General features: G+C 65.9%; 19 protein-coding genes. 12 read left to right on the top strand and 7 right to left on the bottom strand.

Going from position 1 to position 21,847, the window contains the following annotated elements:
* Positions 1-65: 65 nt before the first annotated feature.
* Positions 66-1,529, top strand: a complete 1,464-nt coding sequence (locus ACOOHP_RS14600) for a glutamate synthase subunit beta (protein WP_420467215.1) — start codon at positions 66-68, stop codon at positions 1,527-1,529.
* A gap of 37 nt (positions 1,530-1,566) precedes the next feature.
* Here the strand turns inward: ACOOHP_RS14600 and ACOOHP_RS14595 are convergent, their stop codons facing one another.
* The 3 genes from ACOOHP_RS14595 to ACOOHP_RS14585 form a co-directional block, all read right to left on the bottom strand.
* A complete protein-coding gene (locus ACOOHP_RS14595) occupies positions 1,567-2,907 on the bottom strand; it encodes a short-chain fatty acid transporter (RefSeq protein ID WP_420467214.1) in 1,341 nt (446 codons plus the stop codon).
* Positions 2,908-2,972: 65 nt separating this feature from the next.
* A complete protein-coding gene (locus ACOOHP_RS14590; protein WP_420467213.1) occupies positions 2,973-3,236 on the bottom strand; it encodes a hypothetical protein in 264 nt (87 codons plus the stop codon).
* Between the two features lie 40 nt (positions 3,237-3,276).
* A complete protein-coding gene (locus ACOOHP_RS14585; RefSeq protein WP_420467212.1) occupies positions 3,277-4,002 on the bottom strand; it encodes a hypothetical protein in 726 nt (241 codons plus the stop codon).
* Between the two features lie 156 nt (positions 4,003-4,158).
* Between ACOOHP_RS14585 and ACOOHP_RS14580 the strand changes: the two genes are divergently transcribed.
* The 4 genes from ACOOHP_RS14580 to ACOOHP_RS14565 all read left to right on the top strand — a co-directional run bounded on the left by ACOOHP_RS14580 (position 4,159) and on the right by ACOOHP_RS14565 (position 8,505).
* On the top strand, positions 4,159-5,088 hold the full coding sequence (locus ACOOHP_RS14580) for an MBL fold metallo-hydrolase (RefSeq protein WP_420467211.1): 930 nt from the start codon (positions 4,159-4,161) through the stop codon (positions 5,086-5,088).
* A 356-nt stretch (positions 5,089-5,444) separates the two neighbouring features.
* Positions 5,445-7,121, top strand: coding sequence for a cadherin domain-containing protein (locus tag ACOOHP_RS14575; RefSeq protein WP_420467210.1), 1,677 nt, complete (start codon positions 5,445-5,447; stop codon positions 7,119-7,121).
* Positions 7,118-7,765 carry a fructose-6-phosphate aldolase gene (gene fsa, locus ACOOHP_RS14570; protein ID WP_420467209.1) on the top strand — a complete coding sequence of 216 codons (648 nt, stop codon included), beginning with the start codon at positions 7,118-7,120 and terminating at the stop codon, positions 7,763-7,765. Before ACOOHP_RS14575 ends, fsa begins: the two co-directional genes overlap by 4 nt.
* A 62-nt stretch (positions 7,766-7,827) precedes the next feature.
* Entirely contained in the window at positions 7,828-8,505 is a 678-nt protein-coding gene (locus ACOOHP_RS14565; protein ID WP_420467208.1) for a protein-L-isoaspartate(D-aspartate) O-methyltransferase, read from the top strand.
* On the opposite strand, the gene ACOOHP_RS14560 is transcribed toward ACOOHP_RS14565, so the two are convergent.
* Positions 8,490-10,103, bottom strand: a complete 1,614-nt coding sequence (locus ACOOHP_RS14560) for an NAD+ synthase (RefSeq protein WP_420467207.1) — start codon at positions 10,101-10,103, stop codon at positions 8,490-8,492. The genes ACOOHP_RS14565 and ACOOHP_RS14560 overlap by 16 nt on opposite strands.
* A 105-nt stretch (positions 10,104-10,208) precedes the next feature.
* Between ACOOHP_RS14560 and ACOOHP_RS14555 the strand changes: the two genes are divergently transcribed.
* On the top strand, positions 10,209-12,218 hold the full coding sequence (locus ACOOHP_RS14555) for an AsmA family protein (protein WP_420467206.1): 2,010 nt from the start codon (positions 10,209-10,211) through the stop codon (positions 12,216-12,218).
* A gap of 49 nt (positions 12,219-12,267) precedes the next feature.
* Here the strand turns inward: ACOOHP_RS14555 and sucD are convergent, their stop codons facing one another.
* Together sucD and sucC are read right to left on the bottom strand one after the other, a co-directional pair.
* Complete coding sequence (gene sucD, locus ACOOHP_RS14550) at positions 12,268-13,143, bottom strand: succinate--CoA ligase subunit alpha (protein ID WP_420467205.1); 876 nt, start codon at positions 13,141-13,143, stop codon at positions 12,268-12,270.
* 104 nt (positions 13,144-13,247) lie between these two features.
* Positions 13,248-14,411 carry an ADP-forming succinate--CoA ligase subunit beta gene (gene sucC / locus ACOOHP_RS14545; protein WP_420467204.1) on the bottom strand — a complete coding sequence of 388 codons (1,164 nt, stop codon included), beginning with the start codon at positions 14,409-14,411 and terminating at the stop codon, positions 13,248-13,250.
* A 182-nt stretch (positions 14,412-14,593) separates the two neighbouring features.
* Between sucC and ACOOHP_RS14540 the strand changes: the two genes are divergently transcribed.
* Genes ACOOHP_RS14540 through ACOOHP_RS14525 form a run of 4 tightly spaced genes read left to right on the top strand, consistent with a single transcriptional unit; the run spans position 14,594 to position 19,739 of the window.
* Positions 14,594-14,821 (top strand): PP0621 family protein, encoded by a 228-nt coding sequence (locus tag ACOOHP_RS14540; RefSeq protein ID WP_420467203.1) that lies wholly within the window; start codon positions 14,594-14,596, stop codon positions 14,819-14,821.
* Between the two features lie 46 nt (positions 14,822-14,867).
* A complete protein-coding gene (locus ACOOHP_RS14535) occupies positions 14,868-16,454 on the top strand; it encodes a sensor histidine kinase (RefSeq protein WP_420467202.1) in 1,587 nt (528 codons plus the stop codon).
* Between the two features lie 28 nt (positions 16,455-16,482).
* Positions 16,483-17,877 (top strand): sigma-54-dependent transcriptional regulator, encoded by a 1,395-nt coding sequence (locus ACOOHP_RS14530; RefSeq protein WP_420467201.1) that lies wholly within the window; start codon positions 16,483-16,485, stop codon positions 17,875-17,877.
* An 8-nt stretch (positions 17,878-17,885) separates the two neighbouring features.
* Positions 17,886-19,739, top strand: a complete 1,854-nt coding sequence (locus ACOOHP_RS14525) for a DUF885 domain-containing protein (RefSeq protein WP_420467200.1) — start codon at positions 17,886-17,888, stop codon at positions 19,737-19,739.
* On the opposite strand, the gene ACOOHP_RS14520 is transcribed toward ACOOHP_RS14525, so the two are convergent.
* Positions 19,724-20,338: a cyclic nucleotide-binding domain-containing protein gene (locus ACOOHP_RS14520; RefSeq protein ID WP_420467199.1), complete on the bottom strand. Its 615-nt coding sequence runs from the start codon at positions 20,336-20,338 to the stop codon at positions 19,724-19,726. The genes ACOOHP_RS14525 and ACOOHP_RS14520 overlap by 16 nt on opposite strands.
* Positions 20,339-20,430: 92 nt before the next feature.
* Here ACOOHP_RS14520 and ACOOHP_RS14515 point away from each other — a divergent pair, with 92 nt between their 5' ends.
* On the top strand, positions 20,431-20,847 hold the full coding sequence (locus ACOOHP_RS14515; protein WP_420467198.1) for an OsmC family protein: 417 nt from the start codon (positions 20,431-20,433) through the stop codon (positions 20,845-20,847).
* A gap of 154 nt (positions 20,848-21,001) precedes the next feature.
* Positions 21,002-21,796, top strand: a complete 795-nt coding sequence (gene speD, locus ACOOHP_RS14510; protein WP_420467197.1) for an adenosylmethionine decarboxylase — start codon at positions 21,002-21,004, stop codon at positions 21,794-21,796.
* Positions 21,797-21,847: the final 51 nt, after the last annotated feature.

Here is a 21,847-nt window from a genome sequence, read left to right as displayed (position 1 = left end):
TCTTCGCTACTTCTTTGCGTCTTTGCGTGCCGATTTTGATGTTGTGTTGAGGACGGAGCACCCCAATGGGCAAGGTCACTGGTTTCATCGAGTTCGAGCGGCAGAAGGAGTCCTATCTGCCGGTCGAATCGCGGGTCAAGAACAACAAGGAATTCGTTCTGGTGCTGGAGAACGACAAGGCCAAGACCCAGGCAGCACGCTGCATGAACTGCGGCACGCCGTTCTGCATGTCGGGCTGTCCGGTCAACAACATCATTCCCGACTGGAACGATCTGGTTTATACCCAGAACTACCGGGGCGCGCTGGAGACCCTGCACTCCACCAACAACTTTCCCGAATTCACCGGCCGTGTCTGCCCCGCGCCCTGTGAAGCGGCGTGCACGCTCAACGTGAACCGCGATCCGGTGGGCATCAAGTCCATCGAGCTGTTCATCGTCGAAAAGGGATTCGAAAACGGCTGGATCCTGCCGCAGCCGGCGACGGTCAAGACCGGCAAGAAGATCGCCGTGATCGGCTCCGGTCCCGCCGGTCTGGCGGCGGCGCAGCAGTTGGCGCGTGTCGGCCATGACGTCACCGTATTCGAAAAGAACGATCGCGTCGGCGGGCTGCTGCGCTACGGCATTCCGGGATTCAAGCTCGACAAGAGCATTGTCGATCGACGCATTCAGCAGATGAAGGCCGAGGGCGTGAGCTTCCGCACCGGGGTCTACGTCGGCGCCGCGCCGCTGAGCGACATCACCAACTGGGCGCAGGAGTCGGTGACGCCAGCCGAGCTGATGGAAGCCTTCGACGCGGTGTTGCTCACCGGCGGCTCGGAACAGGGTCGCGACCTGCCGGTACCGGGTCGCGAACTCAAGGGCATCCACTTCGCAATGGAATTTCTGCCGCAGCAGAACAAGGTGGACGCGGGCGACAAGGTCAAGGATCAGATCAAGGCTACCGGCAAGCACGTGGTGGTGATCGGCGGTGGCGATACCGGTTCCGACTGCGTCGGCACCAGCCGTCGGCACGGCGCTGCCAGCATCACCCAGTTCGAGCTTCTGCCGCAGCCGCCCGAGCAGGAGAACAAGCCGCTGGTGTGGCCATACTGGCCGATCAAGTTGCGCACCTCGTCCTCGCACGAAGAGGGCTGCGAGCGCGACTGGTCGGTGGCGACCAAGCGCTTCGAAGGCAAGAGCGGCAAGGTGGAAAAACTGATCGGCGCGCGCCTGGAGTGGAAGGACGGCAAGATGTCCGAAGTGCCGAATTCCGAGTTCGAGGTCAAGGCCGATCTGGTGTTGCTGGCGATGGGGTTCGTCTCGCCGGCGGCGCCGGTGCTTGAAGCCTTCGGCGTCGACAAGGACGCTCGCGGCAACGCCAAGGCCACCACCGACGGCGCTGGCTGCTACAAGACCAATGTCGACAAGGTCTTCGCCGCCGGCGACATGCGCCGCGGCCAGTCGTTGGTGGTGTGGGCGATCCGCGAAGGCCGACAGGCTGCGCAAGCGGTCGACGAATTCCTGATGGGCGCTTCCGACCTGCCACGCTGAGCCCGGCAACCGGCGAAGGACGCCGAAGCCGGGTGGCTCAGCCGATCAGCATCGGCACCAGCAAGGTGCCCACCATGCCGGCAAGGCCGAAGATGATCAGCGTGATCAGGCAATAGCCCCAGATGTCCTTCAGCCCTAGCCCCGAGATGCCCAGCGCCGGCAGGGCAAAGAAGGGCTGCAGGAAGTTGGTCCACAAGTCGCCAACGGTAAAGCCGTTGACCGCCACATAGGCCGGCACACCGAGCTGACGAGCGGCTTCCACCAGCACCGGGCCCTGGATGGCCCATTGGCCGCCGGCCGAAGGCACGAAGATATTGATCAGCCCCGCCGACAGCATGGACACGAAGCCGAAGGTCTGTGGCGTGGCGATGGACACTGTCCATTGCGCGATGGTCAGCACCAGCCCGGAGCCGGCCATCATGCCCATGATGCCGGCGTAGAAAGGGAACTGCAGGATGATCCCGGAGGCCGCGCGCACGCCGTTGGCGAACACTTCGGCGTAGCGCTTGAGGCTGCCGTGCAGCACCACCCCCAGGATCAGGAAGGCGAAGTTGAGAATGTTGAGATCCAGCTCGAAGCCCTGCGTGGCGAACCGATAGGCTATCCACGCCATTCCGCCGGCGCCCAGGGTCCACGCCAGCAGGCGGCTGTCGTCCAGGCGTTCGGCCATGCGCCGTGGACCTTGCGTGGCCGCCGGCGGCGGCGGGTCCATCCGAGCGAGCGCTTCGGGGCTGACGATGACCGCCTCGTGCGCATCCGGCAGCATGCGCCGATAGGCCCAGATCACACCGGTCAAAGCCAGCACCGATGTCACCATCAGAGTCGGACCGAAAATGGTCTGCGACTGCGGGATCAGGCCGATTTCCGCTTCCAGGAAATGTCCCGGCGTGGCGACCAGGATCGGCGCGGTGATGGTCAGGCCCATCGCCAGCGCGCACAGCGCGGCGCTATATGCCGCCGCCACCAGCAGCGGGTAATCCACCGGCACCCGCTTGGCCACCTCGCGCGCCAGGATCGGGCCGATCACCAAGCCGAATCCCCAGCTGATCCAGCACGCAGCCGCGGCGACCAGGGCGGTGAGCGTGATCGCGGCCGCGGGTGTCTTCGGGAGGCCCGCGAGTGCAGCCAGGCCGCGCTGCACCGGCGGCGCCATCGCCAGGCAGTATCCGGTGACCAGGATCAGGGTCATCTGCATGCCGAAGGCCAGAAAGTCCCAGAAGCCGCCATACCAGTGCTGCACCATCTGCATCGGTGTCTGGCGCATCACCACCACGCCCAGGAGCAGGGTGACCAGACTCAGCAGCAGGGTGAGGGTCAGCGCTTCAGGCATCGCCTTTTCCGCCGCCCAGCGGAAGCGTCTAGCAACCGATTTCAGCACAACCGTCTCCTCCGGCGACGCCGGACTCCTGGCGGTACGCACAGGCGATCAAAAGCCGCCGGGCCCTATTTCTGTTCGGACTTGCCCAGCAGGCCGCGCGCAATTTCGCCGGCACGGTCGTTGAGCAGACGGATGGTCTCGTAGATGTTGCCCACCGTGTGGTCGTGCACGTCGCGCACCTGTTGCACCGGCTTTTGCAGCGCGTCGATCTTTTCCAGCGCGTCGAACGGCATGCTGGCAATGGACAGGTGCACCTGTTCCACCGTGGTGGCACCGTCGTCGATGGCTTTTTCCACGATACGTTGCAGGCTCAGCAGTTTCTCGGACATTGGGAACTCCGGTAGCGGAAAGCGGGAACGAAAAATCGGGTCAGCGACAATTCACCGGCAGCTTTTCGGGATCGTCTTCCAGCTGCTGCAGGCGCGCCACGATGCCCGGCGTCGCCGGCGACTGCGCGAACAGGGTAAGAAAACCGCTCAGCTCGTGTTCCACGCTGTCCTGGTCGCCGCAGGCACAGGTGCCCAGCGTCACCGTCTCTTCCAGGTCTGCGACGAACTGGCGGGCATACCCGACATAGGCCTGGGGAAACGCGCGGCGAAAGTCGGTCCAGGCCAGATACAGATCCGGCACGATGCCTTCGGAATAGCGCACGCAGGGCGCCACCCGCGAGGTCTGACGCAGGTAGGTCGGCAGCAGGTCGTCGCCCCAGCTCTGCCGGTAGCGACGAAAGAACGCCCGATCCTGATCCAGCCCCTTGTCCAGCGACAGCTGGCGGAAGAACTCGGGGTCGGGCGCTGCGTAGACGTCGTAACCGCGCGACAGCCGCATTCCGCGCAGCAGGCGCTGCAGCTCGTCGAACTCCGCGTCCGGCAGGGTTTCCAGCCAGGCCTGGCTGTCCTGGATGTGCATGGTGTGGTCCTGCACCGCCAGCGCGGCGACGAACAAGGGTTCCAGCGAACTGCGCGCGGGAGCGGATTCCACCGCGCCCAGTGTCTGCAGGTAATCGGTGATCGGTGCGGGCCAGTCGTTCGCCCGCACGGCGCTGTGGGCGAGCACGCCCAGGAGCAGCAGGATCGAGGCGCGGATTGCCGTCATGCGCTTCTCATCTCGGTTCAGGCCAGGGGCGGATTGTGACCTGTCGGGCCGCCGCGCACAGCGGCCGCGCCACCCGGCGGCGGCCTTTTCAATAAACTCGGGCTCTTGGCGGGGCCATGCGCGCAGCAGACGCGCCGAACGGGGGAACGGTCGAGCATGAAGAAAATCGGAATCGGGGTGCTGTTGCTGCTGGTGGCGGCAGTGGTCGCGATCGGGGTGAGCTTCCGGCCGGCGACCCTGCCGGTCACCGAGAACATCCCCATCGTATTGATCGATCCGCCGACGGTAGCAGGGGTGAGCCTGTCCGCCATCTACGCGGGGCGCATGCGCTCCAGGGCGGCGTTCGCCTATCGTGGCGGCAGTTTCACCGAAGAGCGGGTGTTCGGCATGGGCGCCATTCTGGTGCGTCATCCGGCGGCGCATCTGCTGTTCGACACCGGCTTTGGCGAGAACGTCGACGAGCAGGTGCAGTCTCTGCCCTGGCTGATGCGGACGATGACCGACTACACCCCGGAGCGTACGGTCGCCGCGCAGTTCGCCGAGGCCGGCTACGACTACAAGCAGATCTCGCGCATCGTGCTGACCCACGCGCACTGGGATCACGTCAGCGGCATACCCGACTTTCCCGGACTGCAGATCATGGTCAGCCAGGAAGAGGCCGACTTCATGGAAAGCGACGACCCTGCCGCCGCGCTGGCCAAGAGTTTCGGGTTTTTGCCGGTGGCTCCGTTCAACTATCGCGAGACGCCCTACCTGGGCTTCGAGCGCAGCTTCGACGTGTTCGGCGACGGCAGCGTGGTGGTGGTGCCCACGCCCGGCCACACCCCCGGTGCGATGCTCACGTTCGTCCACACCGAGGACGGCAAGCACTATGCGCTGATCGGCGATCTGGTGTGGCAGGCCGAGGGCATCGAACTGCCGGCTGAACGACCGCTGCTGTCGCGGCTGATGGTGGATCACGATGCCGCCGCCGTACGCAGCCAGATTGTGCACCTGCATCGCCTGCAGAAGATGTGGCCCGAGTTGATCATCGTGCCCGCGCACGACCGCCGGGTGTGGGACGACCTGCCGCGCTTCCCAGGCTGAGCAACGGTAAACTCGCGCGGCCCCCAAGGCCGACCGGCAGTTGACGGCGTCGACAAGCGGGGCCGTTCGAATCCGGCGACGATTTTCGCGCTGCGGCTGACCCCGCCAGCCACCACGACGGGTTTCGAGTGTTCCGTTGCGAAACGTCCGGAGAAACTATGAGCGTGAGTCTTGGTGGTGGAAACGCAGGGCAGGGTCGGTTGGAAGCCGGCGCAGGGGCGCAAGACCGCAGTTTGCAGGTCGCGCCAAGCGAGTCGGCTGGCGCATCGATGTCCGGGCCTGCCGTTGTCGTGTCCCCGACAGCGCCGTTACCCCATGACCCCGCAGATGAATCCGCGACGATCGCGTCGCAGATCATGGCCGAACTGCGCCGACGCCAGAACGACGAAGACGACACCGACGACGGCGAGGAAGCCGCGCCGATGGAGGTCGCGGCCAGCGAGCACTCCACGGCGGTCGACGGCACCACAGTGGCTGCGCAGGCAGCACCGGCCCCGGGAAGTGGTGCGTACTCCGGCGCCGAAGCCTCCCCTGCAGCGGAGAAAAAATCCGGCTGGGCACCGGAAGGCTTCTGGATACGCGCAGGCGGTGCAGCGCTGATCGGCACCATCGCCGTGGTCGCCGACAGCGATGACGACGACGATGGCGCGGTGGATCCCACCAACCGCGCGCCCGCCATCACCAGCAATGGCGGCGGGACCAGCGCCGCCGTCAACGTGGCCGAAAACGCGACCACCGTGACCACGGTGGTGGCCACCGATGCCGACGCCGACCCCGTCACCTACAGCATCACCGGTGGTGCCGATGCCTCGCGCTTTGCCATCGACGGCAGCACCGGTGCATTGCGCTTTGCTACCGCACCGGACTTCGAATCGCCGCAGGACACCGGCAGCAACAATGTCTACAACGTCGTCGTCACCGCCAGCGACGGCACGCTGAGCGATGCGCAGACGATCGCGGTGACGGTGACCAACGTCGACGAGGAAGGCAACGAGGCGCCCATCATCACCAGCAACGGCGGTGGCAGCAGCGCGGCGCTCAACGTGGCAGAAAACACCACGGCTGTGACCACGGTGGTCGCCACCGATGTCGATGAAGACAGCACGTTGACCTACAGCATCAGCGGCGGCGCCGACCGTGAGTTTTTCACCATCAACGCCAGCAGCGGCGTGCTGCGTTTCATTGCCGCGCCGGATTTCGAGAATCGGCAGGACAGCGGCACCAACAACACCTACGTGGTGCAGGTGACGGTCAGCGACGGTGACCTCACCGACATGCAGACCATCACCGTCACGGTCACCAATGTGGCGGAGAATGCCGCGCCGCAGATCACCAGCAACGGCGGCGGCGCCAGCGCGATGATCGAGCTGGCCGAGGACGAAACCGAAGTCACCACCGTGGTGGCCACGGACGCCGATGCCGGCGACGCCCTGACCTACAGCCTGGGTGGCGGCGCCGATGCCGAGCTGTTCGAGATCGACGCCACCACCGGGGAACTGACGTTTGCCGACGCACCGGACTTCGAAGCGCCGGCCGATGCCGACGAGGACAACGTCTACGAGGTGATCGTCACCGTCAGCGACGGCAGCCTCAGCGACAGCCAGACCCTGAGCGTCGAGATCACCGATGTCGACGAGGACAACCAGGCGCCGACCATCGACAGCGGCGGAGGCGCCGACACTGCTGCGGTGGACGTCGTCGAGGGCGACACCGAGGTCGCCACCGTGCTGGCCAGCGACCCCGACGATGACACACTGGATTTCGGCATCATGGGCGGCGCCGACGCCGATCTGTTCGAGATCGATGCGCTCACCGGCCTGCTGAGCTTTCTGGAAGCGCCCGACTTCGATGCCCCCGCCGACGCCGACGAGAACAATATCTATGAGGTGATCGTCGCGGTCACCGATGGCAGCCTGAGCGATAGCCAGACGATTTCGGTCACCGTGACCGAAACTGCCGAAGCCGCCTTGGCGATGTCGGGCTTCGATCCCGCTGCCAGTGCGCTGTTCACCGAACCGGACCTGATCGCATGAAGTTCTTTCTCGATACCGCCGATATCGGCGAGCTGAGCCAGGCTGCGGCGTCCGGGCTGGTCGACGGCGTCACCACCAATCCCTCGCTGATTGCCAGGACCGGTCGCAAGCTGCGTGACGTGGTGGACGACATCGTCAGGATTGTGGACGGCCCCATCAGCGTGGAAACCATCAGCCTGGATGCGCCCGGCATGATTGCCGAGGGCGAAGGGTTTTCCGCGATACACCCCAACATCGTGATCAAGTGCCCGCTGACGCCCGAGGGGCTCAAGGCCACCAAGGCGCTGACCGACAGCGGGCGCAAGGTCAACGTCACCCTGTGTTTTTCGCCGCTGCAGGCATTGCTTGCGGCCAAGGCGGGCGCAACATATATCAGTCCGTTCGTGGGGCGGCTCGACGATGTGGGCCAGGACGGCATGCTGCTGATACGCGAGATCGTTCAGATCTACCGCAATTACAACTTCAAGACCGAGGTGCTCGCCGCCAGCCTGCGTCACCCGATCCATGTGCTGGAATCGGCCAAGGCCGGCGCCCACGTCGGCACCCTGCCTTACTCGGTGTTCCAGATGCTGTTCAAACACCCGCTCACCGACATCGGCCTGGAAAAATTCCTGGCCGACTGGAAGAAGGTGCCGCAGGGCTGAACGCCCACCGGCGCGTCGCCACGACGATGCTTCGCATCTGGCCCGTACTCGTCGCGTTACTGATGGCATCGCCGCTGCCTGCACAGGAATCCGAAGTGCGCCATGCCGCCGTCGAACGCATGATCGAACACGACCTGCGTGGTCGTGGCATTCGCGACCAGCGGGTTCTGGACGCCATGCGCCGAGTCCCGCGCGCGCGCTTCGTGCCACCGGAGCTGGCCGCGCGCGCGTATGAGGACCGGCCGCTGCCTATCGGCCACGGACAGACCATCTCGCAGCCCTACGTGGTGGCCTGGATGACCGAATCCCTGCAACTGCGCGGCGACGAAAAAGTCCTGGAGATCGGCACCGGCTCCGGTTATCAGGCTGCGGTGCTGGCCGAACTGGGCGTGCAGGTTTATTCCATCGAGATCGTCGAAGCGCTGGCCTTGCGCGCACGACAGCTCCTCAACACTCTGCCTTACGCCAACGTGTTTCTGCGCACCGGCGATGGTTACCGCGGCTGGCCCGAAGCCGCCCCCTTCGACGCCATCCTGCTCACCGCTGCGCCCGGCAGGATTCCGCAGCCTCTGCGTGACCAACTCGCGGTGGGCGGGCGCATGGTGCTGCCGCTGGGCGAACAGGACGACCGCGGCCAGACCATGCTGCGCATCCTGCGCACGCAAGACGGTTTCACGGAGCAGCGGCTGGGATCGGTGCGCTTCGTGCCGATGACCGGCGAGGTTCAGACGTCGCCGTAGACCGCGGTAATCGGGTAACGCCGTTCGCGGCCGAACGCGCAGCGCGTGACCTTGGGGCCCGGCGGCGCTTGCCGGCGTTTGTACTCCGAGCGCCGCACCAGTCCTGCAACGCGTTTGACGACTGCGTCCTCGAAGCCCATGGCCACGATCTCGGAGATCGAGCGGCTGTCCTCCACGTAGGCTTCGAGCACCGGGTCCAGCACTTCGTAGGGCGGCAGCGAGTCGGAATCCTTCTGGTCCGGGCGCAACTCGGCCGAAGGCGGCCGCGTCAGCACCCGCTCGGGAATGACGGGAGAGAGGGTATTGCGATAGCGCGCCAGCTCGAACACCAGGGTCTTGTAGACGTCCTTGATCGGCGCAAAGCCGCCGCACATGTCGCCGTACAGCGTGGCGTAGCCCACCGCCATTTCCGACTTGTTGCCGGTGGTGAGCACCACGTGGCCAAACTTGTTCGACAGCGCCATCAGCAGCACTCCGCGCGAGCGCGACTGCATGTTCTCTTCGGTGATGTCGATGTCGCGACCGACGAAGGTTGGCGCCAGGGTCGTGTTGAGCGCGGTGAAGGTCGGTTCGATGGGCAGCACCGAATAGCGGATGCCCAGCGCCTCGGCTTCGATGCGGGCGTCGTCGTTCGACATGTCCAAGGTGTAGCGCGAGGGCAGTGACACCCCCCAGACCCGCTCCGGGCCCAGCGCGTCGGCGGCGATGGCGGCGACCAGCGCCGAGTCGATGCCGCCCGACAGGCCGATCAGCGCGCCCGGAAAGCCGTTGCGGTTCACGTAGTCGCGCACCGACTGCACCAGACCGCGATATACCACCGCGGCTTCTGCGGGGCGCGGCTCGATCTGGCCCGTCAGGGTCTGGCCGTCGAAGCTCACCACGCCCAGCGCTTCTTCGAACGCGGGCGCGCGAAAGCTCACCTGGCCGTCGGTGCCCACCGCCTGGGAGTCGCCGTCGAACAGCAGATCGTCCTGCCCGCCGACCTGGTTAACGTAGAGCACGGGCAGGCCGGTTTCCGTCGCGCGCGCGCGCAGCACCTGTTCGCGTTGAGTGGATTTGCCCAGGGCGAACGGCGAGGCGTTGAGGTTGATCATCAGCCGCGCACCCAGATCGCGGCTCTCATCCGCCGGGCCCGGACCCCAGATGTCCTCGCAGATGCACAGGCCCACGGGCACGCCCTTGAGATCGAACACGCAGGCGCTGTTGCCGGGCAGGAAGTGGCGCTTCTCGTCGAACACGCCATAGTTGGGCAGCAGGCGCTTGCGATAGCGGCGCACGGTCTGGCCGTCGCGAAACACCGCGGCGGCGTTATAGATGCCCTCCTCGGCGTACTCGGGGTAGCCGACCACCACGTGGATGCCTTGCACTTGATCGCGGACACGGCCCAGGCCGGCGTCGACCGCGGGCGGGATGCCCGAGCGCAGCAGCAGGTCGTCCGGCGGGTAACCGAGGATGGCGAGTTCGGGAAACGCGATAAGGTCGGCGCCCAGCACGTCGCGTGCCCGGACGGCGGCGCCAATGATCTTTTCGACGTTGCCTTCGATGTCGCCCACCCAAAGGTTGAGCTGTGCGGCAACCAGACGCAGGGTATCCGGCATGGTGATCGATTGTCGGACATCGCGTGTCGCCGCGTCGAGCGCAAGACGGCAGTCATCGCGTGCTCAGCCCGCAGGGCTAGAGTCCGGGCTTGGGCAGGAGCGGAAATGCGTTCGAGCAAGCGTCGATGGATGTGGGTTCTCGGGCTGCCGCTCGCCATCTTGCTGGTGCTGGTCCTGGCGTGGGACTGGAACTGGATCAAACCCTGGGTCGAACGGCAGGCCGGGGCGGCGCTGGGCCGCGAGGTTCGAATCGCGGAGCTGGATCTTCACGGCTGGCGCCGGCCGACCCTGGTGGCCAGCGGCATCGAGGTGAAGAACCCTGCCGACTTTCCCGGCCAGGCGCGTTTCGGCAGTCTCGACCGGCTGGAAGTCACCATCGATCCTGCGGCGCTGTTGGACCGCACCGTCGCGCTGACACGCATTCACCTGGAAAAGCCGCAGCTGGCGCTGTTCGCGCCGCCGGAAGGCGCACCCAACTGGGTGTTGCCCAGTCGCGAAGCGCCGTCTGACCCCGCCGCATTCGAGCTGAGCCTGGGGCAGTTGAGTATCGCGGGCGGCGAAGTGCACGTGCTGCATCCCGCGTTGAAATCGGATTTCAAGGCGCAGATCGCGACGCGCCCGGGTGAGGACGCGGGGCCGCCCAGCCTGCACATCGATGCCGACGGCAGCTACGCCGGGCAACCCATCCGCGCGCGCTTCGTCGGCGGCTCCTTGCTGAGCCTGCGCGAAGAGTCGGACCCCTACCCGGTGTTTCTGGAAGTGGTCAACGGGCCGACACAGCTTTCGCTCAAGGGCACGGTGCTCGATCCGCTGAAGCTCGGCGGTGCGCGCCTGGCGCTGCGACTTCAGGGCGCCGACATGGCGGCGCTGTATCCGCTCACCGGGGTGCCATTGCCGCAAACCGCACCGTTCGAGATCGAGGGCAAATTCGGGTATCTCAAGGATGCTTCCGGTTCGCAGTTCCGCTTTCGCGAATTCAGCGGCACCGTCGGCAGCTCCGACCTGTCGGGCGATCTCGCGGTGCGCACCGGCGGCCCGCGACTCAAAATCACGGGCGAGATGCGATCAGACAGCGTGTTGCTGTCCGATCTCGGCGGCTTTGTCGGCGCCGCGCCCGGCGAGGGCACTGACGGCATGACCGCCGAGCAGAAAGCCGAGCGCACCGAGCGCGAAGCCAGTCCGCGCCTGCTGCCCGACACGCCCATCAATCTGCCCAAGCTGCGTGGTGCCGATTTCGACCTGCGCTACACCGCGAAACGCATCCAGAGCGCGGACACGCCGCTCGACGATCTGTTTGCGCAGCTGCGCATCGACGACGGCGTACTGAGCTTGCGACCGATCAAGTTCGGTGTGGGCGGCGGAGCGATCGCCGCCAATCTGCGCCTGGACGGCACCCGGGATCTGGCGCAGGTCCAGGCCGATGCCGACTTTCAGAGCGTGGATTTCGGCAAGGTGCTGAGCAAGACCCTCAAGTATCGCGGCGCCGGCAAGATCGACGGCCGTATGAACCTCGATGCGAGCGGCAACAGCGTGGCGGACTTGCTCGCGGACGGTGACGGCAAGCTGCGCTTGTCGATGGCCGGCGGCGATGTGAGCGCACTGCTGATCAACCTGGCCGGCCTCGATTTCGGCAATGCACTGCTGTCCGCGCTGGGCATTCCCAGTCGCGCGGAGCTGCGCTGCATGGTGGTCGATGCCGATCTTGCAGATGGACTGCTGAAAGCCCGCACCTTGCTGCTCGACACCACCGAGGCCAACGTGGTCGGAACCGGCAGCGTCAACCTCAAGACCGAGCAAGTGGACCTGCGCGTGGTCACCCAGCCCAAGACCTTCAACATCGGCTCTGCCGCGGCGCCGATCAACGTCAGCGGTCCACTCAAGAACCCTAACGTGCGACCGGACGCCAGCTCGCTGGCCCTGCGCGGCGGCGCGGCAATCGCGCTGGGCATCGTGGCCACGCCGCTGGCGGCGCTGATCCCCACCATCCAGCTCGGCCGTGGCAAGGACGTGGACTGCGATGCGCTGCTCAAGGTCGTGCGCAGCGAGGCGGCCAAGCTGCCGCGAACGCCCGAGCCGGCGAAGCCAGCCGAAGAACCAGTCTCCGTGGCGCCATAAAAAAGGGCCCGCATTGCGAGCCCTGGGTAGTGGAACGCCTCGGAAAGACTCAGCCCAGCAGCGCCTTCATCGCGGCGCCCAGGTCGGCGGGCGAGCGCACGGTCTTGACTCCCGCGGCTTCCAGCGCGGCGAACTTCTCGTCGGCGGTGCCCTTGCCGCCGGCGATGATGGCGCCGGCATGGCCCATGCGCTTGCCGGCCGGCGCGGTGACGCCGGCGATGTAGGCGACCACCGGCTTCTTGACGTGGGCCTTGATGTATTCGGCTGCCTCTTCTTCGGAAGAGCCGCCGATCTCGCCGACCATGATGATGCCGGCGGTGGCCGGATCCGCCTCGAACAGGGCGATCACGTCGATGAAGCCCATGCCGCGCACCGGGTCGCCGCCGATGCCTACGCAGGTGCTCTGGCCCAGGCCGTTCTGGGTGGTCTGGTGCACCGTCTCGTAGGTCAGGGTGCCGGAGCGGCTGACGATGCCGATCTTGCCGGGCTGGTGAATGTGGCCGGGCATGATGCCGATCTTGCACTCGCCGGGGGTGATCACGCCGGGGCAGTTGGGGCCGATCAGCACAGTGTCCGGGTAGTCGGCACGCAGCGCCGCCTTGACCCGGATCATGTCGTTCACCGGAATGCCTTCGGTGATGCAGACCACCACTTTGACGCCGGCGTCTGCCGCTTCGAGGATGGCGTCGGCGGCGCCCGGGGCGGGCACGTAAATCATGCTGGCTTCGGCGCCGGTGGCGGCGACCGCGTCATGCGCGGTGTTGAACACCGGCAGGTTCAGGTGCTTGCCGCCGCCCTTGCCCGGCGACACGCCGCCGACCATGCGGGTGCCGTAGGCGATCGACTGCTCGGAGTGGAAAGTGCCCTGTTTGCCGGTGAAGCCCTGGCAGATGACCTTGGTGTTCTTGTCGATGAGGATGGACATTTGAGTTCCGGGAATCGGGAATCGGGAATCGGGAATCGTTGATGGGAGGGGTGTTCGTAAGGCTTCTACGATTCCCGATTCTCCATTCCCGATTCCCGGCAGTTTCAGCCTTGTGCCAGCTTGACCACGGTCTGGGCGGCTTCGGTCAGATCCGACACCGGCGTGATCGCCAGGCCCGAATCGCGCAACAACTGCTGGCCCTTTTCCATGTTGGTGCCTTGCAGGCGCGCCACCACCGGCAGCTTCAGGCCAGTCTGCTTGCAGGCGGCGATGATGCCTTCGGCAATCAGATCGCAGCGCACGATGCCGCCGAAGATGTTGATGAAGATGGCTTTGACTTCGGGGCTGGAGGTGATGAGCTTGAACGCCTCGGTGACCTTTTCGGCCGTGGTGCCGCCGCCGACGTCCAGGAAGTTGGCCGGCTGGCCGCCGTGCAGCTTGACGATGTCCATGGTGGCCATGGCCAGACCGGCGCCGTTGACCATGCAGCCGATGTTGCCTTCCAGGGTGACGTAGTTGAGATCGAACTTGGCCGCGGCGCGCTCGCGCTCGTCCTCCTGGCTGGCATCGCGCTGGTGGGCGATCTCCTTCTGGCGGAACAGCGCGTTGTCGTCGAAGTTGAGCTTGGCGTCGAGCGCGAACAGATTGCCCTCGGCGGTGACGATCAGCGGGTTGATCTCCACCATCGACGCATCGCACTCGGTCATCACCCGGTACAGGCCCTGCAGGAAACGGGTGAACTGGTCGGCCTGGTCCTTGGTCAGGTCCATGAAGAAGGCCAATTCACGCGCCTGATACGGCTGCAGGCCGGAAGCCGGGTTGACGTAGATGTGCTTGAGCTTTTCCGGGGTGTGCTCGGCCACTTCCTCGATGTCCATGCCGCCGGACGACGAGGCCATGAACACGATGCGCTCGCGGGTGCGATCAACCAGACCGGAAACGTACAACTCGCGCGCAATGTTTGAGGGTTTCTCAACCCAGACCGAATTGATCGGCAGCCCGGCCGCGCCGGTCTGCTTGGTCACCAGCATCCGCCCCAGCATGCCTTTGGCCGCCTCTTCGGCGGCATCCGGACCGGTGACGAGCTTGACGCCGCCGACCTTGCCGCGACCGCCGGCGTGGACCTGGGCCTTGACCACCACTTTGTCGGTTCCGAGCTGTTTGGCGGCTGCGCGGGCGGCTTCCGGGCTCTCGGCGAGGACACCCTCGGGCACCGGAATCCCGTAGCGGGCGAACAGGGCTTTCGCCTGGTATTCGTGAAGATTCATGACTTCCCCTAGTTTGGACGGGCGATTGTCCCTCAGCCGATGACGCGCTGCAAAAAAATCGTGCGCGGCTATGGCGCCGGCGACGTGCCGGATCGGCAATTCGGCCGGACTGACAAAAATTGTCGGTTGACCGTTCCGGCGCCGTATGATCGTGCTTGGTTCTGCGATTCGAGTAGCTGCACATGGGCATGCTGATCCGACTGCTGCTGATCGGCGCCGCCATCTGGCTCGGCGTGATCTGGTTGCGCAAGCTGCGGCGGTCCTTCAGTGCTGACGACGACACCCCCGTCGCGCCGCCCAGCAGCAAGGTGAAGGAGTTCCAGCCGATGGTCCGCTGCCGCGAATGCGGCGTTCACCTGCCCGCCAAAGCGGTCTCCGAACGGGGCCTGTGCGGCAAATGCCTGCGCTGAGCCCCGCGGCCTGACGGCCTTCAGACGACGCGCCGATACCGCCCTCGTGCCACCTAACGCACCCCTGCCCGAAGACTGGCGAGTGCTGCGGCTGCTGTCCCTGTACCGCCTGGCGCTGGTGGCCCTGTTGCTGTTCCTGCTGGCCGCCGGCTACACGCCGCAGGTGCTGTCGTCGGTCAAACCGGAGTGGTACCGGTGGACCTGCCAGATTTACGGCGGCGCGGCCTTGCTGCTGGCCTGGATGGCGCAACGGCGCCGACCCGGAATGGCGGCGCAGGCCCACATCCATTACCTGGCCGATCTGGGCGCCATCGCCACGCTGGTCCACGCCAGCGGCGGGGTGGACGACGGCCTCGGCGCCTTGCTGCTGATACCGGCGGTGACCTGCGCGCTGATCCTGTCGCTGCGCATGGCGGTGATGCAGGCGTCGCTGGGAACGCTGGTGCTCTTCGGCGAGCAGTTTGTGCGTCATTACGGCCAGCCGCTGGACGCCAGCGAATACACCTCCATCGGCGTGCTGGGCCTGATCCTGTTCGGCACCGCCATCGCTGCCAACACGGTGGCCCAGCGGGCGCGCAAATCCGAGGCGCTGGCCTTGCGCATGGGCAGCGACTTCGACGATCTGTCCAAGCTCAACGAAACCATTCTGGATTCGATGCAGACCGGCGTGCTGGTGCTGGACGAGAACCTGCGCATCGGCAATCTCAATGCCGCGGCGCGCGAGCTGATGCGCACCACCGGGCGTGCCGAGGGGCGCGCGCTGGAGCTGGAATCGGCGCCGCTGGCCGAACGCCTGCGTTTCTGGCTGGCGTCGCGCGACGACGACGAATCGCCGCTGCAGCTGGGACCCAACATGCCGGAGGTGGTGGTGCGGGTGACGCGTCTGCGCGCGGCCACCAGGGGGCCGATCCTGGTGCTGCTCGAAGACGCTTCGCGACTGCGCGAGCAGGCCCAGCAGATCAAGCTGGCGGCCTTGGGGCGACTGTCGGCCAGCATCGCGCACGAGATTCGCAATCCGTTGTCGGCGATCAGTCACGCCGGCCAGTTGCTGTACGAGGCCGACGAGATCGGCGCGGAAAACCGCCGGCTGCTGGCGATGATCCACCGCCACACCGATCGCATCGACAAGATCGTCGACGACGTGATGGCCTTGTCGCGCCGGGAAAGCGCCGCCCCGACCGCGATCCCGCTGGCGCTGTGGATGGAAGACACCGTGGCGCTGTACGCGGAAGGTCGCGCCGCCGGGGAACGACCGATCGAAATGGCCGAGATCGCGCGCAGCGTGAAGGTGCATTTCGATCCGCGCCATCTGCAGCAACTGATGTTCAACCTGTGGGACAACGCGTTCCGGCATGGCGCCCGCGACGGCGTGACCATCGTGGTGCGCCTCGCGATGGGTGTCGAACGGGGGGGGCGGCCATGGCTGGACGTGGCCGACAACGGTCCCGGGGTGGCGCCGGAACTGGTCGATCGCATCTTCGAGCCGTTCTTCACCACCGCGCATGGCGGTACCGGCCTGGGTCTTTACCTGGCGCGCGAGCTGTGCGAGCTCAATCAGGCGAGACTGAGCTATCAGCCGCGAGCCGCGGGCGCCTGTTTCCGCGTCAGCTTCACGCCGGCCGTTGCGATATGAAACGCTTGGCAACCGCCGGAGCACCCGCATGAACAAACACTCGCCGGAGACGCCGCCCCGCACCGCGCTGATCGTCGACGACGAAGCCGACATCCGCGAACTGCTGGAAATCACCCTGTCGCGCATGGGGATCCGCTCCTGCGCCGCGGCCACCCTGGGCGAGGCGCGGGCCTGGCTGAAGGAGCGCAGCTTCGACTTCTGCATCACCGACATGCGCCTGCCGGATGGCAACGGCATCGATCTGGTGCGGCTGGTCCAGCAGCAGTACAGCCGTCTGCCGATCGCGGTGCTCACCGCGCACGGCAACGCCGAAGCAGCGGTGGAAAGCCTCAAGGCCGGCGCGTTCGATTTTGTTTCCAAGCCGGTGGACCTGCGCGTGCTGCGCAAGTTAGTGGAAACCGCCCTGAACGTGAGCGGCGCCGAGCCGGCGGTGGAAGCGCCCGCGGCGGCGGTGCGCGACGACGGTGGCTTGCTCGGCGCGCACGAATCGGTGCTGCGCCTGCGCCAGTTGGTGGAACGCCTGGCGCGCAGCCAGGCCCCGGTGCACATTTTCGGCGAGTCCGGCACCGGCAAGGAGCTGGTGGCGCGCTCCATCCACGCCAAGAGTCCGCGCGCCGGCGCACCGTTCGTGCCGGTCAATTGCGGCGCCATACCCTCGGAATTGATGGAAAGCGAATTCTTCGGCCATCTCAAGGGTTCGTTCACCGGCGCGCTGCGCGACAAGGCCGGCCTGTTCCAGGTCGCCGAGGGCGGCACCTTGTTCCTGGACGAGATTGCCGATCTGCCGCTGGCCATGCAGGTCAAGCTGCTGCGTGCCATCCAGGAACGCGCGATCCGCCCGGTAGGCGCTGAGAACGAGATTCCGGTCAACGTGCGGCTGATCTCCGCCACTCACAAGAACCTGTCCGACCTGGTGGCCAGCGGCGCCTTCCGCCAGGACCTCTACTACCGCGTCAACGTGATCGAGGTGCAGACCCCGCCGTTGCGCCAGCGCGGCGCCGACATCGCGCTGCTGGCCCAGCACATGCTGGCGCGCCTGGCACCGGGCGCCGGTCTGGATCCGGCCCCGACGCTGGACGATGGCGCCACTCGCCTGCTGTTCGGCTACGACTTTCCCGGCAACGTGCGCGAACTGGAGAACATCCTGGAACGTGCGCTGACCCTGTGCGACGGTCGCGTGATCCGCGCCGCCGACCTGCAGTTGCGCCAGGTCGCTGCGACGCCAGCCGCGGCGGCCGACACGCCGACTGCGCCGGCCACGTCTGCCGGCGGCGGATTCGACGATCGGGTGGAGGAAATGGAGCGTCAGGTCATCCGCGAGGCGCTGGAGAAAACCCGCTACAACAAGACCAAGGCGGCGGCACTGCTCGGGTTGACGTTCCGGCAACTGCGCTACAAGGTCAAGAAACTACAGCTCGAGTAAGCCACGCAATGGTTTCACGCCGCATCAAGTCCTGGCCGCCAGCGGTCGCCCTCTGCACGCTGCTGCTGGCGGCCTGCGAGCCGACGTCCGCGCCCGACCATCAGACGCCTTCGCCTGGAGTGCCCGCGCGCGCTCAGCCGGCGGCACCTGAGCAACGCCTGCAGCAGCTGTTCGACGAGACCTGGCAGCGCCGCCTGGCCGCCGATCCGGCCGCCGCCACTTACCTGGGCGACATGCGTTTCAACGATCGCTGGGAGGACCTGAGCGAGGCGGCCATCGAGGCCGATCATGCGCAGGATCGCCTGGCGCTGGAACGGCTCGCCGCGATCGACCGCGCCGTTCTGCCGGCCGCGCAACAACTCGATTACGACCTGTTCCGCTACGACCTCGAAGATCGCATCGCCGGCTTCGAACTGGACGCTCACCTGATGCCGCTCAACCAGCTGCAGGGCGTGCAGTTGCGCTCGCAGATCGTGGCGTTCTCGCCGTTCGCCACGGCTGCGGATTACGACAACTGGCTGGCGCGACTGCAGAGCCTGGACGAACTGGTGGACCAGACCATCGCACTGCTGCGTCGTGGGATCGCGGAAGGGCGTATGCCGCCAAGAATCGTGATGCGCCGGGTGCTGCCGCAACTGGCCGCCCAGCAGGTGCAGGACGCCGCGGACAGCGCTTACTACACCCCTTTCCAGAGCCTGCCGGAAGGCATTCCGGCAGAGGTGCGCGTGCAACTGGAACTGGCCGGGCAGTCGCTGATCGCCGACGTGGTGGTGCCCGCTTACGCGCGGCTGCAGGCGTTTCTGGAGCAGACCTACATTCCGGCCTGTCCCGAAAACGACATGGGCCTATCCGCGCAGCCGCGCGGTAGCGAGCTGTACGCCCATCTGGTGCGTCACCACACCAGCAGCGATTTGAGCGCCGACGCCATTCACGAACTGGGCGTGCGCGAAGTGGCGCGTATCGAAGACGAGCTGACCGCGTTGATGCGCGCCGCCGGGCACCAGGGCAGCGCCGCGAGATTCAAGGAGAAGCTGAGCTGGAATCCGCGCTATGCCTACGACAGCGCTGCCGCCCTGCTCGGTGCCTACCGCAATATCGCCAAGCGCATCGATCCCGAGTTGCCGCGCTTGTTCGGCAGGTTGCCGCGCACGCCCTACGGCGTGCGCGAGATCGACGAGGTGGCGGCGCCGTCGGCACCGGCGGCTTACTACTACGCGCCGGCCGCCGACGGCTCGCGGGCGGGATTTTTCTACGCCAACACCTATCGTCCCAAGACCCGCGCCGGTTGGGAGATGGAGGCTCTGACCGCGCACGAGGCGGTGCCCGGCCATCATCTACAGATCGCACTGGCACAAGAGTTGGAGGACATTCCGGACTTTCGCCGGCTGGGCCTGAACTTCAGCGCCTTCGTCGAAGGCTGGGCGCTGTACGCCGAGTCGCTGGGTCCCGAACTGGGCCTGTACCAGGACTACGGCTCGCGGTTCGGCCGCCTGACCTTCGAGATGTGGCGGGCGGTGCGGCTGGTCGTCGACACCGGCCTGCACGCCAAGGGCTGGTCGCGCAAGAAGGCGCGCGAATATTTTGCCGAGCACGTACCCAAGTCGGAGGACGAGATCGCAGTGGAGGTGGACCGCTATATCGCCATGCCAGGGCAGGCACTGGCCTACAAGATCGGCGAGCTCAAGATTCGGGAACTGCGTCGTACCAGCCAGGAGCGCCTGGGCGAGCGCTTCGACATCCGTGGCTTCCACGATGCGGTGCTGGGCCAGGGCGCGTTACCGCTGCCCCTGCTGGAGCGGCAGGTGCAGGACTGGGCCGACTCGCTGGCGCAGCCGCCGGCCGCGGTTCAGCCGAGTTCGTAGATCAGGATGGAGCGGCCCTGACTGGCGATGATGCCGTCCTCCTCCAGCTTCTTGAGCACGCGCCCCGCCATCTCGCGCGAGCAGCCGACGATGCGCGCCAGTTCCTGCCGGCTGATCTTGATCGTCGTGCCCTTGGCGGTGGTGACGGCGCCGGGCTTCTTGCACAGCTCCAGCAGCTCGTGGGCAAGCCGGCCGGCCACGTCCAGAAACGCCAGATCGCGCAGGCGACGGCTGGTATCGCGCAGTCGCGCGGCCAGCTGCCCGGCCACCTCGAACATGATCTCGGGCTGACGCTGCACGAACTCGCGGAACGCCTCGTACTCCAGCTCCGCCACCAGGATCGGCGTGCGGGTGCGCACGATCGCGGTGCGCGTGGCCTGAGCCGGGAACAAGCACATCTCGCCGAAGAATTCGCCGGGGTTGAGATAGGCCAGCACCATTTCCCGCTCGCCTTCACGGGTCAGCACGCTGACCGAGCCCTCCAGGATCAGATACAGCGAGCGCGGCGGGTCGCCCGCCTTGAGAATGTTGAACTTGGGCGGAAAGCTGCGCTTGCGCGAAACTTCGATGAACTCCCTGACTGCCGGTTTATCGAACATCTCCCCTCCGTGGCGCCCGCGCAAATGCACGCCGCGCGTGTTTTGGCGAAAATAGCACAGCGTTCAGGTTTCCATTCCATCCCGGGTCCGCCATGCAAGCACGTGTCAAATGGGTCGAACAGGCCGCCTTTGTCGGCGAGACCGGCAGCAGCCACGCCGTGGTCATCGACGGCCCGGCCGAGATCGGCGGACGCAACCTGGGTGCACGGCCGATGGAACTGATGCTGTTGTCGGTCGGTTCCTGTTCGGCGGTGGACGTGCTGCACATCCTCAAGAAGGCGCGCCAGCCGGTTACCGATTGTTTCGTGGAGGTCGACGGCCGTCGGGCACAGACCGAGCCCAAGGTGTTCACCGATATCCACCTCAAGTTCGTCATCACCGGCACCGGGCTGAGCGAGCCGCAGGTGCGGCGGGCGGTGGAGCTTTCGGCCGACAAGTACTGCTCGGCCTCCATCATGCTCAAGCGCGGCGGTGTCAACGTCACGCACAGTTACGAGCTTCGCTCCTAGGAGAGGTGCGGCAGGCGGTTCCGACGCACCCGGATGGCGGCGACGCCAGCGGCCGCCGTGACGCACGGTCGTCATCTGCCTTGCGTCATAATTCCTTCTTGATAGAGGCCGCGCCAGCGCCGCGCGGCATGCGACACCTCGGGAGATTCCATTAGTGAGTAAGTCCACCAGCAACTCGAAGCTGAAGCTTCACGGGTTCAACAACCTGACGAAGACGCTTTCGTTCAACATCTACGATATCTGCTACGCGCGCAGCGCCGAGCACAATCGCGAGTACATCGAGTACATCGACGAGGCCTACAACGCCGAGCGCCTGACCTCCATCCTTACCGAGGTGGCCGACATCATCGGCGCGCACGTGCTCAACGTCGCCCGTCAGGATTACGACCCCCAGGGCGCCAGCGTCACCATGCTGATTTCCGAAGGTCACCTGGACGGCTTGCCGACGCCGGGCAAGAAGAAGGAGTCGGTGGTGGCGCACCTGGACAAGAGCCACATCACCGTCCACACCTATCCCGAGACCCATCCCGACAACGGCATCAGCACCTTCCGTGCAGATATCGACGTCTCCACCTGCGGCAAGATCTCGCCGCTGAAGGCGCTGAACTTTCTGATCAAGAGCTTCGAGTCCGACATCGTGGTCATGGACTACCGCGTGCGCGGCTTCACCCGCAACGTGCGCGGCATGAAGCACTTCATCGATCATCAGATCGACTCGATCCAGAACTTCATCTCGCGCGACATCAAGGATCGTTACGACATGGTCGACGTAAACGTCTACCAGGAGAGCCTGTTCCACACCAAGATGCGCCTCAAGGAACTGGATCTCGATACCTACCTGTTCGGCGAAGGCGTCTCGGAACTGCCGCCGCGCGAAGCCAAGCGCATCCGCGACCGCGTCAACCACGAGATCATGGAAGTGTTCTACGGCCGCAACATCCAGCGTTGAGGCGGGCCGCGGTCCAGTCGTTGGTAAAAGCTAATTAGGAGAGTAAGTTCT

Origin of the sequence: Panacagrimonas sp. (assembly GCF_965216805.1) — a bacterium.
GTDB lineage: Bacteria > Pseudomonadota > Gammaproteobacteria > Nevskiales > Nevskiaceae > Panacagrimonas.
Note: the sequence above shows the minus strand (reverse complement) of the source record. Positions and strands in the feature narration are given on the sequence as shown.